This is a genomic window from Streptomyces sp. NPDC040545 (assembly GCF_055595065.1).
The window spans coordinates 737,742-753,956 of the sequence record NZ_JBVIWA010000001.1 but is presented as its reverse complement, the minus strand read 5'-3'; the positions used below and the strand labels follow the sequence as shown (position 1 = coordinate 753,956).

General features: G+C 72.7%; 15 protein-coding genes and 2 pseudogenes. 6 read left to right on the top strand and 11 right to left on the bottom strand.

Annotated elements, in window-relative coordinates:
* Positions 1-68 precede the first annotated feature (68 nt).
* Genes ACZ573_RS03670 through ACZ573_RS03660 form a run of 3 tightly spaced genes read right to left on the bottom strand, consistent with a single transcriptional unit; the run spans position 69 to position 6,564 of the window.
* On the bottom strand, positions 69-3,350 hold the full coding sequence (locus ACZ573_RS03670) for an SAV_2336 N-terminal domain-related protein (protein WP_471298440.1): 3,282 nt from the start codon (positions 3,348-3,350) through the stop codon (positions 69-71).
* A gap of 6 nt (positions 3,351-3,356) precedes the next feature.
* Entirely contained in the window at positions 3,357-4,385 is a 1,029-nt protein-coding gene (locus ACZ573_RS03665; RefSeq protein ID WP_471298437.1) for an AAA family ATPase, read from the bottom strand.
* A gap of 43 nt (positions 4,386-4,428) precedes the next feature.
* Positions 4,429-6,564, bottom strand: coding sequence for a VMAP-C domain-containing protein (locus ACZ573_RS03660; RefSeq protein WP_471299060.1), 2,136 nt, complete (start codon positions 6,562-6,564; stop codon positions 4,429-4,431).
* 129 nt (positions 6,565-6,693) lie between these two features.
* Between ACZ573_RS03660 and ACZ573_RS03655 the strand changes: the two genes are divergently transcribed.
* Complete coding sequence (locus tag ACZ573_RS03655; protein ID WP_030009408.1) at positions 6,694-6,882, top strand: DUF6104 family protein; 189 nt, start codon at positions 6,694-6,696, stop codon at positions 6,880-6,882.
* Positions 6,883-6,962: 80 nt separating this feature from the next.
* On the top strand, positions 6,963-7,331 hold the full coding sequence (locus ACZ573_RS03650) for a hypothetical protein (protein WP_471298434.1): 369 nt from the start codon (positions 6,963-6,965) through the stop codon (positions 7,329-7,331).
* Positions 7,332-7,336: 5 nt separating this feature from the next.
* Here ACZ573_RS03650 and ACZ573_RS03645 read toward each other — a convergent pair whose 3' ends face one another.
* The 3 genes and pseudogenes from ACZ573_RS03645 to ACZ573_RS03635 all read right to left on the bottom strand — a co-directional run bounded on the left by ACZ573_RS03645 (position 7,337) and on the right by ACZ573_RS03635 (position 9,381).
* On the bottom strand, positions 7,337-7,504 hold the full coding sequence (locus ACZ573_RS03645) for a hypothetical protein (RefSeq protein WP_471298431.1): 168 nt from the start codon (positions 7,502-7,504) through the stop codon (positions 7,337-7,339).
* Positions 7,505-7,632: 128 nt separating this feature from the next.
* Positions 7,633-8,106, bottom strand: coding sequence for a hypothetical protein (locus ACZ573_RS03640; RefSeq protein ID WP_471298428.1), 474 nt, complete (start codon positions 8,104-8,106; stop codon positions 7,633-7,635).
* 92 nt (positions 8,107-8,198) lie between these two features.
* Positions 8,199-9,381 (bottom strand): annotated as a pseudogene (locus tag ACZ573_RS03635) (helix-turn-helix domain-containing protein).
* 99 nt (positions 9,382-9,480) lie between these two features.
* Here ACZ573_RS03635 and ACZ573_RS03630 point away from each other — a divergent pair.
* Both ACZ573_RS03630 and ACZ573_RS03625 read left to right on the top strand, forming a co-directional pair.
* Positions 9,481-10,029 carry a flavoprotein gene (locus ACZ573_RS03630; RefSeq protein WP_471298427.1) on the top strand — a complete coding sequence of 183 codons (549 nt, stop codon included), beginning with the start codon at positions 9,481-9,483 and terminating at the stop codon, positions 10,027-10,029.
* Positions 10,030-10,083: 54 nt separating this feature from the next.
* Positions 10,084-10,661, top strand: a pseudogene (locus ACZ573_RS03625) (HD domain-containing protein).
* Positions 10,662-10,768: 107 nt separating this feature from the next.
* Here the strand turns inward: ACZ573_RS03625 and sodN are convergent.
* The gene (gene sodN, locus ACZ573_RS03620; protein ID WP_030009413.1) at positions 10,769-11,164 is read right to left on the bottom strand and encodes a superoxide dismutase, Ni; all 396 of its coding nucleotides are present in this window, start codon (positions 11,162-11,164) and stop codon (positions 10,769-10,771) included.
* A gap of 171 nt (positions 11,165-11,335) precedes the next feature.
* Here sodN and sodX point away from each other — a divergent pair, with 171 nt between their 5' ends.
* Positions 11,336-11,758, top strand: coding sequence for a nickel-type superoxide dismutase maturation protease (sodX, locus tag ACZ573_RS03615; protein WP_301366502.1), 423 nt, complete (start codon positions 11,336-11,338; stop codon positions 11,756-11,758).
* On the opposite strand, the gene ACZ573_RS03610 is transcribed toward sodX, so the two are convergent.
* Entirely contained in the window at positions 11,662-12,291 is a 630-nt protein-coding gene (locus ACZ573_RS03610) for a CGNR zinc finger domain-containing protein (RefSeq protein WP_301366503.1), read from the bottom strand. The genes sodX and ACZ573_RS03610 overlap by 97 nt on opposite strands.
* Positions 12,292-12,373: 82 nt before the next feature.
* On the opposite strand from ACZ573_RS03610, the gene ACZ573_RS03605 reads away from it, so the two are divergent.
* Entirely contained in the window at positions 12,374-13,162 is a 789-nt protein-coding gene (locus ACZ573_RS03605) for a class I SAM-dependent methyltransferase (protein ID WP_471298422.1), read from the top strand.
* Positions 13,163-13,245: 83 nt separating this feature from the next.
* Here ACZ573_RS03605 and ACZ573_RS03600 read toward each other — a convergent pair whose 3' ends face one another.
* Genes ACZ573_RS03600 through ACZ573_RS03590 form a run of 3 tightly spaced genes read right to left on the bottom strand, consistent with a single transcriptional unit; the run spans position 13,246 to position 15,953 of the window.
* Positions 13,246-14,010: an amino acid ABC transporter ATP-binding protein gene (locus ACZ573_RS03600; RefSeq protein WP_030009417.1), complete on the bottom strand. Its 765-nt coding sequence runs from the start codon at positions 14,008-14,010 to the stop codon at positions 13,246-13,248.
* Complete coding sequence (locus ACZ573_RS03595; RefSeq protein WP_406085053.1) at positions 14,010-14,951, bottom strand: amino acid ABC transporter permease; 942 nt, start codon at positions 14,949-14,951, stop codon at positions 14,010-14,012. The genes ACZ573_RS03600 and ACZ573_RS03595 overlap by 1 nt, the downstream gene beginning before the upstream one ends.
* A 39-nt stretch (positions 14,952-14,990) precedes the next feature.
* Entirely contained in the window at positions 14,991-15,953 is a 963-nt protein-coding gene (locus ACZ573_RS03590) for an ABC transporter substrate-binding protein (RefSeq protein ID WP_471298418.1), read from the bottom strand.
* Positions 15,954-16,215 lie beyond the last annotated feature (262 nt).

Sequence of the window (16,215 nt, the reverse complement as noted above, 5' to 3'; positions counted from 1 at the left end):
CTTCCCTTTCCCGTCGGCCGGTCCGTGGAAACGGCGGTCCCCGGCCCGGCCGCGCCCGGGCCCGGGCGTCAGAGCCCGGCCTCCAGGGCCAGGATCCGCGCGCGGACCGCCTCCGAGCGTCCTGCGGCGCCCTCACGGGTCCGCGTCAACAGCTCCAGCGCCGAGCGGTACGCGTCCAGGGCCGCGCGGGGCCGGGCGAGGCGTTCCAGTACGCCCCCGCGCAACTGCTGTACGCGGGCGGCCAGCTGGACGGCGGTGTCCTCGCGCTCCTCCACGTCGGCCTCCAGGGCGGCCCGCCAGGCCCGCCGGTAGGAGTCCGCCGCCCGGTCGAGGCGCTCCAGCGCCCGGGTGTGGCCGTGGATCTCCTGCTGGACGTCGCCGTGGTCCCGCCAGATGCGGGCCTGTTCCAGCGGGTCGCGGCTGTGCCGGACGGCCAGTTCCAGCAGGTACTCGGCCTCCCGCAGGTCCACCGGGTCGCCCTCGTACGTGTGCCGCAGCCGGAGCCCGGTGGCCAGCCGCAGGAGCCGTCGGGCCGCGCCGGGGTCGGACTGCGGTACCGCGGCCCGGCTCTCGCGCAGGACGCGTACGGCGGCCCCGGTGAACCGCCGCCCGCCGGTGGCCCGGGCCCGGTCCAGGAGTACGTCGCCCCACTCGGGCAGCAGTTCCCCGAAGGCCTCCGCGTCGCGGGGGATCAGCCGGCGGGCCCGGGCGTACGCCTCGGCCGCGTCCTCCAGTGCCGTCGGATCGGCGTCCCGCGCGTAGCGCTCCCGGTGCACGCGCGCCAGGCACACCAGGGCGGCCACCCGCAGCTCCGGGTCCCCGCCCGCCTCGGCCAGGGCGGCGTCCAGCTGCCCGGCGGCCTCCTCCAGCCGGCGGGGGAGGTGGCGCAGCGCGTCGGCGAGCTCCACCCGGACCTGGGCGGTGCCCGGGCCGGTGCGGCCATGGGCGCCGGGCGGGGCGGTCAGGGCCGCGGCGAGGCGGGCCGCGGCCTGTGCGGCCAGGGCCGTGCGCTCGGCCGGGTCCGGGGTGCGGGGCAGCAGGGCCAGCAGGACGCGGCCGAGGGCCAGGTGCAGCTCGGGGTACGGCGCCGGGCCGCCGTCGGTGGCGGCACCGTCCGTGGCGCTGTCCGGGCCGCCGTCCCCGCCGCCGTCCGGGCCGGCTGCGGCGGCGGTGTCCGCGCCCGGCGCCCGGCCCGCCAGGGGTTCGAGGGCCGCCCGGGCCTCGCGCAGCGCGCCCGCCTCGTCCCGGAGCCCGCTCAGCCGGATCAGGGTCTCCGCGCGCCGTACCGCGCAGTCCCGGCGCAGTTCCGGGTCGGCCGCGGCTCCGGCCGCCGCGAATTGCATGTCCGCCGCCGCCAGCAGCTCCGCGTCCGGTCCGGCGGCCAGCGCGCGCTCGTACAGCACCCGGCCGAGCACCGCCCCCGCCCGCGCCGTCCGCAGGCCGGTCACGGCCCGTTCCGCCTCGGCCAGGAGCTCCGGGTCCCGCTGGGCCGCCCACAGCCGCAGCAGCGCCCCCGCCAGCTCGGTCTCCGCCTCCTCCGGCGGGTCGCCGGGTCCCGCCGGGGCCGTCACCGCCCGCCGGAGCACCGCCACGGCCTCGTACAGCGCCCGCGCGCCGCCGTCCCCGTCGGCGTCGGCGTCGGCGAGCCGGTCCCGGGCGGCGCGCACCGCCCCGGCCCGGGTGGGCACCGGGGCCGCGGCGGGCCGGCGTACCGCGGGGCCCTCCTGCGGCATTCCGGGCAGGTAGCGCCGTACGACTTTGGCCGAAACCTGTGCGAAGGCCTGCGGGAGCCGTCCCTCGGGCACCCGCTCGTCCTCCTCGGGTCCGGGGTCGGCGACCGCCGGCGGGGTCCCGGTCAGCTGGGAGACGGCGAGCGCGGGGAAGTTCCGTACGCCCCGGCCGAAGTGCGCCAGCACGTACTCCGAGCAGTGCTTGAGCACCAGCGCGGCCTCGTCCCGCCCCAGCGGCCCCAGCAGTACGTCCTGCACCCCGGGGACGAACTCGTACCAGTGCCCCGGCCCCGGCCCGCTGCGCCGCAGCAGCCCGCTCAGCAGCACCTCCGCCAGGTCGGAGGGTTCGGAGTCCGGCAGCATCGTGCGCTGCACCAGCCGCATCACGGGCAGCGTCAGCGGCGCCGCCGACAGGTACACCGCGAGCTGTACGGCCCGGGGCGCGGCCGAGGAGCGGAACCGCGCCACCAGTTCGCGCGGCGGCCGCACCGCGCGCGGCGGCGGCAGGGGCGCGGCCGGATGGTCGGCCAGCACCCGGCCCACCTCGGCCGGTACGGGCCCGGCCGTCAGCCCGGCCAGCAGCCGGGCCCACGCCCCGAGGGCGGTCGCGCTCGGCGGCAGCACCGGCACCGTCAGCCCGCCCGTGGGCCGCCCGGGCAGCGGCGGCCGGTCCGGCCGGAACGTGAGCTTCTGCCCGCCGCCCTCCGGCCGGGTGAGCGTGCCCCGCTCGGTGGGCAGCCAGCTGCGCCCCCACAGCCGCTGCGGGAGCGGCTGGACGACCATGCACGGGGCGCACTCGGCCCACCGGTGGAGCAGCCGCTGCGCCGTGCCCTCGCGCCACAGCGGCCCGGCGCAGTCGGATACCACCATGGTCAGGGCCCGGCCGGTCGGGTCCCGCAACTGGTCACCGGAGCGCAGGCCGGACGCGCGTACGCAGCCGGGTGCCGGGCTGCGGCCGAGCGCGGCCGTGCCGTCGGTGAGGCGGTGCAGATAGTGCACCTGGACGTCCCGGAAGGCGCCCAACCGCTCGCACACGGACCGCAGTTCCTCGAACATGTCCTGCCAGACGGCCATCGACGGGGACGCGTCCATCACCAGCCGTACGGTCGCCTCGCGCCGGCTCGTCGGCCGGAGCACCGGGATGACCAGTCCGAGGGCCCGGGCGCTGGCCTCGGCGGTGGCCGACTCGTCGATCACCAGCCGGGTGGGCGGGCCGGGCGGGCGGTGCCGCTGGAGGGCGCGCAGGGCCCGCTGGATGTCCAGGATGCGGGGCAGCGCGGCGGCCCCGGGCACGCGTACGGGCACTCCGTACTCCTCGGGCGACTCCTGCGGCCGTTCCCCGTCGGCGCCGTCGGCCCGGGCCGTCCCGGGGGCGTAGAGCCCGACCGGAGCGTCGGCCTCCGTGTCTGTGCGTACGGGCTCGGCGGGCGCCTCTCCCGGTTCCTCGGGCGCGGTCTCCGGGGCGCCCGGCCCCGGCCCGCCCGGGGCGGCCTGCGCGGGCCCGCCGATGTGCCCGGCCAGCCACAGGGCGTCGGCGATCTCCCCGGCGGAGGGGTCGAGTCCGGCGGCGCGCAGCAGCACGGCCAGTTCACGGACGCCGGGCGCGCCGGCGGATGCCACGGCCGATCACCTCGGACGGTCGAGGCGCTGGATGAGCAGGTCCGCGAGGTCCTCCCGGGTGGGCGGGGCGGCGTAGTGGGTCAGGTACACGGCGTTGAGCAGTTGGTCGGCGGCGACCAGCTCGGACTGGGAGCGGCTGAGGAACTCCCGGATCAGGTCGGCCCCGAGGCGGGCGGCCTCCTCGCCGAGGTGGGCGCGGACCATGGTGGCGAGCCGTTTCTCGCCGGGCTGCCCGAGCTTCAGCTGGATGCAGCGGCGCAACAGGGCGGCGGGGAAGTCCCGTTCCCCGTTGCTGGTCAGGATGATGAACGGGAAGGCCCGGCAGCGCACGCGGCCGCCGCGGACGGTGACCTTGGTCCCGTCGTCGGTGAGCACCTGGACCTCGGGCTCGCCGTCGGCGACCCGTTCCAGCTCGGGGAGGGCGAACTCCCCTTCCTCCAGCACGTTCAGCAGGTCGTTGGGGAGGTCGATGTCGCTCTTGTCGAGCTCGTCGATGAGCAGGACGCGGGGCCGGGCGGTCGGCAGCAGGGCGGTGCCGAGCGGCCCGAGCCGGATGTACTTCCCGATGCCGGGGACCGCGGTGTCCGTGGCGGCGGCCGGGCCGGCTCCGCCGCTCGCGGCGATCTGGACGTCCTGCAGCCGGGCCAGGGCGTCGTACCGGTACAGGCCGTCCTGGAGCACGGTGCGGGACACCACCGGCCACCGGAGCACGCGTCCCAGCTTCAGCTCGTGGGCGACGGCGTGCGCGAGGGTGGACTTCCCGGTGCCGGGGAAGCCGGTCACGAGCAGCGGCCGCCGCAGGTAGAGGGCGGCGTTGATGGCCTCCAGCTCCTCCGGTTCCGGCCGGTGCAGCTCGGCGGCCTGCCGGTGCGCGCCGAGCCGCCGGGCCACGTTGCCGTCGGCGACCTGGGCCGGACCGCCCGGCTGCGCCACGGGACCGCCGTCGAAGTCCCGCCAGGGCGGCGGGTCGGGCAGGGCGTCGATCCCGTCGTGGGGCTCGCCCACCCCGCGGTATATGAGCCACTCGTCATTCATGGTGCTCCTGCTCCCTCCCTCGCGTCGTCCGTGCCGGCCTCCGTCACAGGTCGCCCTGGAGCGGCTCCTCGTCCGGCAGCGGCCGCGCCGGGTCCTCCCACACCAGCCCCGTCCCGGCCGCCCAGTAGGCGTCGGGATCCGCCCCGTAGGCCCGCCCCCGCAGGTTCTGCAGGCGTACCGGGAGCACCTCCGCCCGCCCGGCGTCGGCCAGTTCCTCCCGCAGCCCCCGGTGGAAGGGCGCGCACGAGGCTCCCGGGTCCGGCGGTGGCCGCCGGGTCACCACCACGCCGTACCCGGCGTCCCGTACCGCGTGCAGCGACCCGAGCGTGGGCTCCTGGTCGGCCGCCCGGCAGTGCACCGGCACGGTGTTGTCGGGGAGTCCGGTCAGCCACTCGGCGGCGGGGCTGCGCGGGCGTCCCCGTATGCAGTCGGCGCGTTCGTCCTGCAGCGGTCCCGCCTGGACCCGCGCCCAGCGGGCGGACGCGTCGGTGCCCTCACGGTCGGCGGGGTGCTCCCTGGCCCCGCCCGGGCCCGGGCCGGCGCCGCCCGGATGCGCGGCGCCCGCGTTCGCGCCTGCGGGGTGGCGCAGGACCACCGGCCGCTGCACGCCGAGCGGTACGCCGCCCACCACCACCCATTCGTCCACCGCGAGCCCGAACAGCGCGGGGGCCACGGCCACTTCGAGCAGGGCCGCCGCGTCGTGGGTGTCGCAGCGCCGGAAACCTTCGGCGAGCGGGGCCCGTAAGGCCTCCGGCAGGGCCGCCAGGGTGGCCCGTACGCCCGAGTCGACGGGTGTCACCCGCCCGGCGTGCGCGGGACCGGCCAGCACCGAGACCCGCCAGTCGTAGACGTCCTCCCAGCCGTGCGCCCAGACCTCCAGCAGCACCGAGGCCCCGGGCGGCAGCCCGCCGGACCGCCGCGCCGGGCCGTACGCCGTCCGCCCGGCCGAGGCCCGGCGGCGCCGCTCGCGCTCGGCGAGGCCCCGCTCGTGGCGCTCGCCGAGCTCGCGCCGCAGCGGCCGCCACAGCCGCTCGGCCGTGGCCCGTACCCAGTCCCACAGCTCCTCGTCCGCGCCCGGCGTGGCCTGCTCCCGGTACTCGGCCACGCTCACGTCCGTCGCGTACCGGAGCATCGCCGCGGCCTCCCCCGTCCCGCCCGGCGGGTCGTGCAGCAGCCCCAGCCCGTCGCGCCAGCTCAGCGGGGCCGGCGGCAGCGGGTCCGGCTCCTCGCCGCGCGCCTCCTCGACCAGGGCGCGTACGACCTCGGAGGAGCCGGGCGGGGGCAGCTCGGCCAGCAGCCCGTACAGGGTGGTGCGTTCGCCGGGGGTGAGCCGGCCCCGGCCGGCGTACGGGTCGCCCTCCTCCGGCGGGAGCTCGCCGTGCACGTCCGTCCAGGTCCGGCGGTTGTCGAGATCGCTGAGGTGCTGGTCGTAGTGGTACAGGTCGTGGGCCTGCATGATCCGGCGGTAGAGCCCGACCTGGCCCCGCGCGGCCATCGGCAGGGTGCGCAACTGCACGACGGAGACGGCGAGCCCGCCGCCGCCCGTCTGCCGCCGGGCCTTGAGCACGCCGACGACCTCGCCGCGGGCGAGGTCCACCACGGGCCCGCCGGACATGCCGGGCTCGATCTCGTCGTCGTCGCCGAGCCGGATGGCCGCGCCGTTCCCGGCGGTGCCGCGCAGCCGGGTGGTGCGGCCGGTGATCTCGGGTGTGCCGAGGTCCTCGGTGCAGCCGAAGTAGGCGACCTCGTCGAAACGCGGTCTGGAGCGGTCGGTCAGCCACACGCAGGCGTGCGAGACGGGGGCGAGCACCCTGACCAGCGCGAGGTCGGGCAGGTCCCACAGGGCGTGCCGGCCGGGCCGCCGCTCCTCCAGCCGCTCGGGCAGGACGCACTCCACGCGCCCGGTGACCGTGCCGGTGATGCTCCCGGCGGAAAAGGTGATGCCGACCTCGCGTCCCGTCAGACGCACCGCAGCACCCCCTTCGCCGACCACGTGCGCGCACGTCAGGACCCAGCCGGGGGCGATGAAGAAGCCGCTCCCCCACGTGGGACCGGTCCGATGACTGCGAGGGGTCTCATACCCGCCCGGCGGGGCGTGAACGCGTACGGTCGCCGCCTGGACGAGGGGCTCCAGAAGCTCGAAGGCGCGCGCGGACCCGGTCGTGCGCCCGTCCGTCATCCGCACCCCCCGCTCGTTGGGCATCCAGGCTAGACCCGGGGAGGGCGCAGGCGGGAGGTCTCGCCTTAAGGCGGATTATCCTGGCGGGAAACACCCCCTGCACACCCCCATCACGGCACGGAGCCCGACTTGTACTTCACCGATCGCGGCATCGAGGAGCTGGAGAAGCGGCGCGGCGAGGAGGAGGTCACCTTCGAGTGGCTCGCCGAGCAGCTGCGCACCTTCGTCGATCTGAACCCGGACTTCGAGGTCCCGGTGGAACGCCTGGCCACCTGGCTGGCCCGGCTGGACGACGACGAGGACGCGGACGACGAGTGACCCCCCTCGTACTGGCCGGTTCTGTCCGCCGGCACCGAACTCCGTCGCCTCCGGCGCCACCACCGGGCACCATGGGTCCGGTGAAGGACCTCCCGCCCGGACTGCCGCCGGCCCACTCGCGCAAGTGGCACAACCGCCGCTGGTGGGACCAGCTGGGCTACCTGCGCGTGCGCTCCCTGGGGAACCCGCACTGGTCCCGGGACATGCCGTGGCTGATCACGTGGCTGCGACGCGAACGCTCGACCGCCCTCCCCACGGACCAGGGCCTCTACGACGAGGCGATCGCCGCGGCCCAGACCTACGCACGCACCCCCCGGCGCTCGCCGGAGGCCGAACGCGCATGGGACCGGCTCCTGGAACCGGTGGACGAGCTGCTGACGAGACGCCAGAGCAGACACCTGGCCGCGACCGACAAGGCCCGCACCGAACAATCCGCCGCGGGCTCCTGACCACCTCAGAGACTGCGCACGATGTCTTCGAGCACGGCCCGAGCGGAGACGAGGAGCGGCGCCACCTCGCGGATCCGGGCGATCAGACTCTCCTCCGTGCGGGTGCGCTGCCAACAGCAGACCGGGTCGTGGTGGACGCTCCATGCGTAGTGGCAGAGGCGGCAGTCGGCCATGGGACCGCCGTACTTGATCGCGATCGGGGCCGGCAGGCCGCATCCGGCGCAGGGCGCGTGAGCCCGCGCGCACTCCCCGCCGGGGTGTGCGTGGGACACCTCGGCCTGCGAGCGATCAGGGCGGCCTGTCACGTCGCCACCCCCTCGGCAAGCCGCGCCGCGCCCACCCGTACGAGCAGCCGCACGGCGGCGACCCGGCAGAAGTGCGCCCCCGGGCCGGGGGCCGAGGCCCAGTACAGGGACAGCGCAGGCTGGTCCCGGCCGATGTCGGGCACCCCGAGGTGGGTGCCGTGGCCGAGGCATTCGACGGCGCTCCGGGGCTGCCAGCCCTCCCCCGTACCCGGCTCGACGAGCGCGTAGCGGTTCCGGCCACGCGCGTCGCGGATCACTGGCCCCTCCAGGGCCAGGGCGAGCGCGAGGTCCACGACACGGTCCGTGGAGCTCTCGACGGCCGCGTGCGCGAGGGCGTCGGGGATGCGCACGGCTTCGAAGCGGGCCCCGAGCGGCAGCACGGCAACACCGTGCTCCCGCCACGCGGCATGCGCCACCGCGGGATCGGCCAGGCAGTACGCGTACCAGTCGGCCGTCTTCTTCCAGGACACGGCGGCTCCCTACCGTCGTCAGCGGGTGATGAGACCAGACTGGCGAGCGGCAAAGGACGAAATGCTCACAACCGTGTGAGCGTGTGAGCGCTCTACTTTTCCACCCAGGCAGCGAGGTGGTTGAGGGCCTCCGGGGTCCGCCGAGCCATATGGACCAGGCCTTGGATCGTCTCCTGGGTACTCGGGTGGTAGCGGGTCTGTTCGGGGGCGACGTGGCGGGCTTCTGACAACGAGGCCAAGGCCTTCGTCGCGTTCCCCGTCTCCATCTCGGCTCGCGCCCGGTAGATCAGGAAGTGGGCTCGACGGCTCGTTGCGAAGGCCGTCGGCGGCCGGATCTTCCGGGCGGCCGTGAGCGCGTCGTCGTACTGCCGCATCTGAGTAAGTGCCGACATCGCGTGCACCGCGACGTTCATGGGCCCGAAGGACAGCCAGTGCACCGTCGAAGCGTCTCCTGTTCGCTTGGCCAATGTGCGGGCTTCGGCGATGTGCCGTTCCACTGCACTCCGATCCCCCGCACGGGCCGCGATGACGGTGGCACCGAGATGCAGCTGCCCGGTCACCGCGAGGCGTTCACGACCCTCCTGGGACCTGTTCCAGGATCCGGAGTCCCGCCTCGATCAGCCTCTCGCCCGTGCGGTACTCGCCGCTCTTCGAGTGGACGAGAGCCCGCTTGTACTGCCGCACGGCCGCAAGGCACGGGTCGGCAGCACGCTCGGCGGCCCAGTCCATGCGGTCGAGGGCAACGGTGGAGAGGTCGTAGAACCCCAGCTTGACGGCAACGTCGTGGGCGCTCCGGTAGGCCGATGCCAACGCCGTCCAGGCTTCAGTGGACGGACCGGACCACACGGTCGAGGTCAGCTCGGCGATCACGCCGGGCAGGACCCTTGAGGCTTCCCGCAGCTTGGTCGCGCGAACGGTCGCACACAATCGGTCGGCCGCGGTTACGAGGTCGCCCACCGGGCGTGCTGTGACGTCCGGGTCGTGCCCGAGGTCGTAGAGAGTGAGCGCGTCTCGGATGGGCCGCACGAGCGCCTCTCGGCGATCCTGCTGGACGGTACTGACGTGGGGTTGTCCCGTCAGTACCGCCGTATCGATCCGAAGGGCTTGGGCCACTGCGGTGAGGAAGGCATCCGTCGCGGGCCGGGCACCGCACTCCACCTGATTCAGCAGGCTGTAGGAGTACGGGAGCAGCTCGGCCAGCTGCTTCTGCGTGAGGCGGGCCAGCCGCCGCTGGACGCGAATGCGCGACCCTGGATGGTCGTCGAAAGTCGGCATGCCGGACGCTCCCGCTTCTGAATCGTTGTCCGGACACTACCCACTCCGCCCATGGGCCACCTGGGATCCGCGGCCGGAGCCTGTGGTCAACTGGGAGCCATGACGCGCACCTTGTACCTCTTCGGATCGGCCGCTCCGCCGGTATTGGACGTCGCCCGCGTGATCGAGGAGGCGCAGTCTCGCGGGTGGGACGTCTGTCTCGGATTGACGCCCACGGCCGCGGACTGGCTCAGGGAAGGGCTCGACGGCCTCGCCGCGCTCACCGGACACCCGGTCCGCAGCAGCTACAAACGGCCCGGTGATCCGGACGTGTGGCCGGCGGCGGACGCCGTCCTCGTCGCCCCGGCCACCTTCAACACGATCAACGCGTGGGCCCTGGGCCTCACCGACCGCTTCATCGTCGGCGTGGTCGCCGAAGGCATCGGCAAGGGAATCCCCTTGGCCGTCATGCCGTGCGTCAACGCGGCCTACGTACAGCACAGGGCTTTTGAGCGGTCCGTGCAGGAACTCCGGGAAATGGGGGTGACGGTGCTGTACGGCGAGGACGGCTTCGTCCCGAACCTTCCCGGGCAGGGCCGTAAGGAGGCCTACCCCTGGGATCTCGCCCTGACCGCGATGGACCACCTCGTTCCGAAGCGGGAGGCATAGCGCGGATGCGGCAGGTTGCGGGGTTTCCTCGCCGAGGCATGAAGGAGAGACACAGTGGCTGACGACCTGTCCGCGGTGGCCGGCTTCCTCTACGAGGCGGGGACGCTCAAGCACACGCGCCGCACGGGCTGGTGGATGGCCGGCGTCAACGATCCGGAGAGCGTGGCCGAGCCCTCGTGGCGGACCTCCCTCATCGCGTCGATCATCGCGAAGCTGGAAGGCGCCGACCCAGCGCGGGCTGCCTTCCTCGCGGTGTGGCACGACACCCAGAGACCCGCACCGGGGACGTGAACCACCTCGGCAAGAAGTACGCGACCGGCGCCGACCCGGTCGCGGTGACGGCCGACCAGACCGTCGGCATGCCGAACGGGCTCGCGTCGGTGATCCAGGAACTCGTCGCCGAGTACGAGGCCAAGGACTCCCCGGAAGCCGTGTGCGCCCGTGACGCGGACAAGCTGGAGTGCATGCTGCAGGGCATCGAATACAAGGCTCAGGGGTACGCCAACGCCCGGCGGTGGATCGACAACAGCCGGGCCCGCCTCACGACGGAGACCGGTCGGCGGCTGGCCGACGAGCTGCTGAGCCAGAACCCCCTCGATTGGTTGCGGACCGTCCTCGGCGAGAAGGCCTGAGACCGGACGGGGCCGCGCATGACACCGGCCCGGCCGCTCGGAGCGGTCGGGCCGGTGTCATGTGCGCTCCGGCAGGGAGCGCGGGTAAAGCCTTCGGGCACCCAGGATCAGGCGGCCTTGGTCTCCCAGAAGATGCGGTCGATCTCGGCGATGAGCTCAAGAGCCTTCGCGCCGGTCGCCGGGTCGTTCGACGCCTTGGCGGCCGAGAGGGCCTTCAGGGTGTCGTTGACCAGGGTGTGCAGCTGCGGGTACTTCTCGAAGTGCGGGGGCTTGAAGTAGTCGCTCCACAGCACCGAGACGTGGTGCTTGGCGAGCTCGGCGCGCTGCTCCTTGATGGTGATGGCGCGCGCGCGGAAGTCGGCGTCTTCGTTGGCCTGGTACTTCTCCTGCACGGCCTTGACGGACTCGGCCTCGATGCGGGCCTGGGCAGGGTCGTACACGCCGCACGGAAGATCGCAGTGGGCGGAGACCTTCGCCTTGGGGGCGAAGAGGCGGGAAAGCATGGAGTGTGTCCTCCTCGTGATCGTCTTCTCAAGGGGGAGATTACTCGCTGAACAACCGGATTTCGCGGGCGCCCCCATGGGCTTAGGACAAAAGTCCAGGGGCTCGGCCGGACCGGTGAGCGAACGTACGGACCCGTGCGGCAGCATGCGGGGGTGACGAGGAGGACACGCATGGTGGAGAACGGGCGCCCGCGCAAGCGGTTCGGGGTGGTGGACGTGACGGGGGCGTCGATGGTGCCGACGCTGCTGAACGGGGACCAGCTCGTGGTCCGGTACGGGGCTGCCGTACGGCCGGGTGACGTGGTCGTGCTGCGGCATCCGCTCCAGCAGGACCTGCTGGTGGTCAAGCGCGCGGTGGAGCGGCGGCCGGGCGGCAGCTGGTGGGTGCTCGGCGACAACCCGTACAACGAGACCGGCGACAGCACCGTCTACGGCGCGGTGCCTGCGGAGCTGGTGCTGGCGACGGCGGTGCTGCGTTTCCGGCCGCGCGAGGAGGATCAGCGTTCGCTGAGGGCCCGGCTGTCCTGGGCGGTCTCGGCGCTGCGCCCGCTGCGGGCGGACTCCTCGGCCTCCAGCCGCTTGCGGGCGCGGTAGGCGGCCACGTTCGCCCGGGTGGCGCAGCGGTCGGAGCAGTAGCGCCGGGAGCGGTTGGTGGAGGTGTCGAGGTAGGCGTTGCGGCAGGGCGCGGCCTGGCACAGGCCGAGGCGGTCGGGGCCGTGCTCGGTGAGGGCGAAGGCCAGGCCCATGGAGGCCATGGCGGCGTAGCCGGCGGAGGCGTTCGAGGGGTGCTCGGCGAGGTGGATGTGCCAGTCGGGGCGGCCGTCGTCGTCGAGGGTCTCGTGGCCGGACACCTGGGGACTGACGGGGAACTCCATGAGCAGCGAGTTCAGCAGGTCGACCGCGAGGACGTGGTCGCCGCCGTCGGCGGCCTCGAAGACGGAGCGCAGGCGGCCGCGGACGTTGCGGAAGCGGGTGACGTCACCGTCGGTGACGCGGCGCGCCATCTGCTGACTTGCGCCGAACAGGGCGCGGACGGCGTCCACCGAGGTGAGCGCGTCCTTGTTGCGGGCCGGCTCCTCGGTGTTGACCAGGCGCACGGCGAAGTCCGAGTAATGGGCCAGTTCCACTTGTAGTCCTTACGGCTGCGGATTAATGTCTCCGGTAACGGCTGAGACGTCTTCGAGGGTATTACGTGTGGAGGGGTTCGGGATGACGGATACGGCGGACACGGCGGACACGACCGGAGCGGCGGGCACGACCGACTGGCAGGCCTGGCAGGACAGCTGGGACCGGCAGCAGGAGTGGTACATGCCCGACCGCGAGGAGCGGTTCCGCGTGATGCTGGACATGGTCGAGGCACTGGTGGGACCCGCCCCCCGGGTGCTGGATCTCGCATGCGGTACGGGAAGTATTACGGACCGCGTCCTCAGGCGGTTCCCGGAAGCCACCAGTACGGGCGTCGATCTCGACCCCGCCATGTTGACCATCGCCGAGGGCCACTTCGCCGGGGACCCGCGGGTCACCTTCGTGACCGCCGACCTCAAGGACACCGACTGGCGCGCCGCCCTCCCCCACGACAGCTACGACGCCGTCCTGACGGCCACCGCCCTGCACTGGCTGCCGAGCAAGGAGCTGGCCGTCCTGTACGGGCAGCTCGCACCGCTCCTGGCGCCGGGCGGGGTGTTCATGAACGCCGACCACATGCCCGACCCGGCCACCCCGCGCATCGACGCCGCCGAGCACGCCCACCGGCACGCCGGCATGGGCCGGGCCAAGGCGGCCGGAGCGGTGGACTGGCGCGAGTGGTGGGCGCTCGCGGGCGCCGAACCGGCACTGGCCGAGCAGGTGAAGCAGCGCTTCGAGATCTACGGGGAGCACGCGGACGGCGACACCCCCTCCGAGGCCTGGCACGCCGAGACCCTGCGCGCCGCGGGCTTCGCGGAGGCCCGTACGGTCTGGCGCTCCCCCTCGGACGCGCTGGTCCTAGGTCTGAAGTAGGGACCTCGGAACGGCTGAGGGGCGGTACGGGATCCCGTACCGCCCCTCGTCGGTCCGCGGGCGCGGACCACAGCGTCTTGGAGCTACAGCACCTTGGAGAGGAATGCCTTGGTCCGGTCGTGCTGGGGGTTGCCCAGGACGTCGCGGGGGTGGCCGGACTCCACGACCACGCCGCCGTCCATGAAGACGAGGTTGTCGCCGACCTCGCGGGCGAAGCCCATCTCGTGCGTGACCACGATCATGGTCATGCCCGATTCGGCGAGGTCCCGCATGACGTCCAGGACGTCACCGACCAGCTCCGGGTCGAGCGCCGAGGTGGGCTCGTCGAAGAGCATCAGCTTCGGCTCCATGGCCAGCGCGCGGGCGATCGCCACACGCTGCTGCTGCCCGCCGGAGAGCTGGGTGGGATAGTTCCCGCCCTTGTCCCCGAGACCCACCCGGTCCAGGAGCTTGACGGCACGCTCACGCGCCACCGCCTTCGACTCACCCTTGACCATGACGGGGGCTTCCATCACGTTCTCGATGGCCGTCATGTGCGGGAACAGGTTGAACCGCTGGAAGACCATGCCGATGTCCCGGCGCTGCGCCGCGACCTCGCTGTCCTTCAGCTCGTACAGCTTGTCGCCCTTCTGGCGGTACCCCACCAGCTGCCCGTCCACGTACAGGCGTCCCGCGTTGACCTGCTCCAGGTGGTTGATGCACCGCAGGAACGTCGACTTGCCGGAGCCGGACGGGCCGACCAGGCAGAACACCTCACGCGGGGCGACCTCCAGGTCGATGCCCTTGAGGATGTGCGCCGCACCGTAGGACTTGTGGACGCCCTCGGCCTTCACCATGGCAGTCGTCATCAGGCCACCGCCTTGCGGTTCGAGAAGCTGGACAGTTTCGCCTTGATCTTCTGCAGCGGCGTCGGCGGCAGCGAACGCAGCGCACCACGGGCGTAGCGGCGCTCCAGGTAGTACTGGCCGACGCTGAACACGCTGGTCAGGGCGAGGTACCAGATCGACGCGACGAAGAACATCTCCATCACCGCGAACGAGGTCGAGGCGATGTCCTGGGCCGCGCGCAGCAGGTCGAAGTACTGCACCGCGACCACCAGCGAGGAGGTCTTGAGCATGTTGATGAACTCGTTGCCCGACGGGGGCACGATCACCCGCATGGCCTGCGGCAGCACGACCCGGCGCATCGTCTGCGTCCGCGTCATGCCCAGCGCGTGCGAGGCCTCCGTCTGGCCCTCGTCGACCGACTGGATGCCGGCCCGGACGATCTCCGCCATGTACGCGCCCTCGTTCAGACCCAGACCCAGCAGGGCCGCCAGGAACGGGGTCATGACCTGCGTCATCTCGTCCTTGTAGAACCCGAGGTTCAGGATCGGGAAGATCAGGGCGAGGTTGAACCAGATCAGCAGCTGCACGTACACCGGGGTGCCGCGGAACAGCCAGATGTAGAACCAGGCGATGGTGCTGGTCACCGGGTTCTTCGAGAGCCGCATGACGGCGAAGAGAATGCCGAGGACCAGGCCCAGGGCCATCGAGGTGATGCTGATCCAGACCGTGTTGACGACACCACGGAGGATCGTCGGGTCGAACAGCTTCTCCGGCACGGTGGCCCAGCGCACGTTGCCCTGCGAGAAGGCGACGGCGAGCGCCACGACCAGGCCGATGACGACCACGGCGCTGATCCAGCGGCCGTAGTGGCGCACCGGGATGGCCTTGATGGCCTCGGGGGGGACGGCCCCGGCCGGCGGGGTGTCCGCCGGGCCCGGGACCTTGTCGAGCTTGTCAGTCACAGTGACTGCCCTTCAGTGTGCTGCGGTGGTACGCGGAGATCAGGAACCGGCGTTGATCTTGGCCTCGGTCACGGCGCCGGAGCCCGCGTTCCACTTGTCCAGGGCGGCCTTGTACGTGCCGTCCTTGATGACCGCGTCAAGGGCTTCCTTGAGCGCGTCGCGCAGCTGGCTGTTCTTCTTGTCCACCGCGATGCCGAAGAGGCCGGCGTCGGTCGGGTTGGCGATGGCCTCGAAGTCGTTGCCGCCACCGGCGGTCTGCGCGATGTACGCGGCGACCGGGGAGTCGTTCAGGTCCGCGGCGGCGCCGCCGGCCTTCACACGGGTCTGGGCCTCGGCATCGGTCGGGAAGGACTCGATCTTGAGCTCGCCCTTGCCGTCCGTCTTGCACTTCTCGGCCTGGGTCTTGGCCGACTCCTCGTACGTGGTGCCGCGCTGCACGGCGACCGTCTTGCCGCACAGGTCGTCGAGGGTCTTGATGCCCTGCGGGTTGCCCTTCTTGACCAGGATGCCGGTCGAGGCGGAGAAGTAGTCGACGAAGTCGACACCGGCACCGGTCTTGGCGCCCTTGTCGTCCAGGCCCTCCTGACGGGCCTTGGTGTCGGTGAGCGAGGACATGACCAGGTCGCTGCGACCCGTCTGCATGCTGCCGATCAGGGTGTCGAAGGTGCCCGACTCGAACTTGAACTGCACGCCGAGCTGCTTGGCCAGGGCCGCCGCCACGTCGGGGTCGACGCCGACGATCTTGCCGCCCTCGGTGAACTCCATCGGCGCGTAGGTGGAGTCCGTGCCGACCTTGATGACACCGGCGTCCTGGATCTTCTTCGGGAGCTTGGAGAAGAGCGGAGCGCTGCTGTTGGCAGCCGCGCCCGACGGGGTGCTGGAGGCCTTGTCGGTCTGGTCACCACAGCCGGTGAGGATCAGGGCGCCCGCGACCGCGATCGCGCCGACCGCGGCGATCCGGGACCGTGCGGCGGTCGTACGACGGGTGGTGCTAGCGGTCATGGCTTGGTTCCTCCGGCGCTGGTGGAAAAGCAACGAAAAACGGTCGAACACGCACCATCGAGTGTCGCGACCTTGTGTGATTACGGCATCTTGCCATTCGGACTGAGACATTCAGGGTGCCCGTCAGGTCAAAATCGCATAACGGGCGCCCGGGGTAGCCCAACAGGACTGCGGGGAAGGGGGTTCGAGGCCGCAGATACTGCTGTGACCTGCTGGTTTTACCGAAGTTTCTCCGGGGCGTCTCGCCCACTGGACGGCAAGG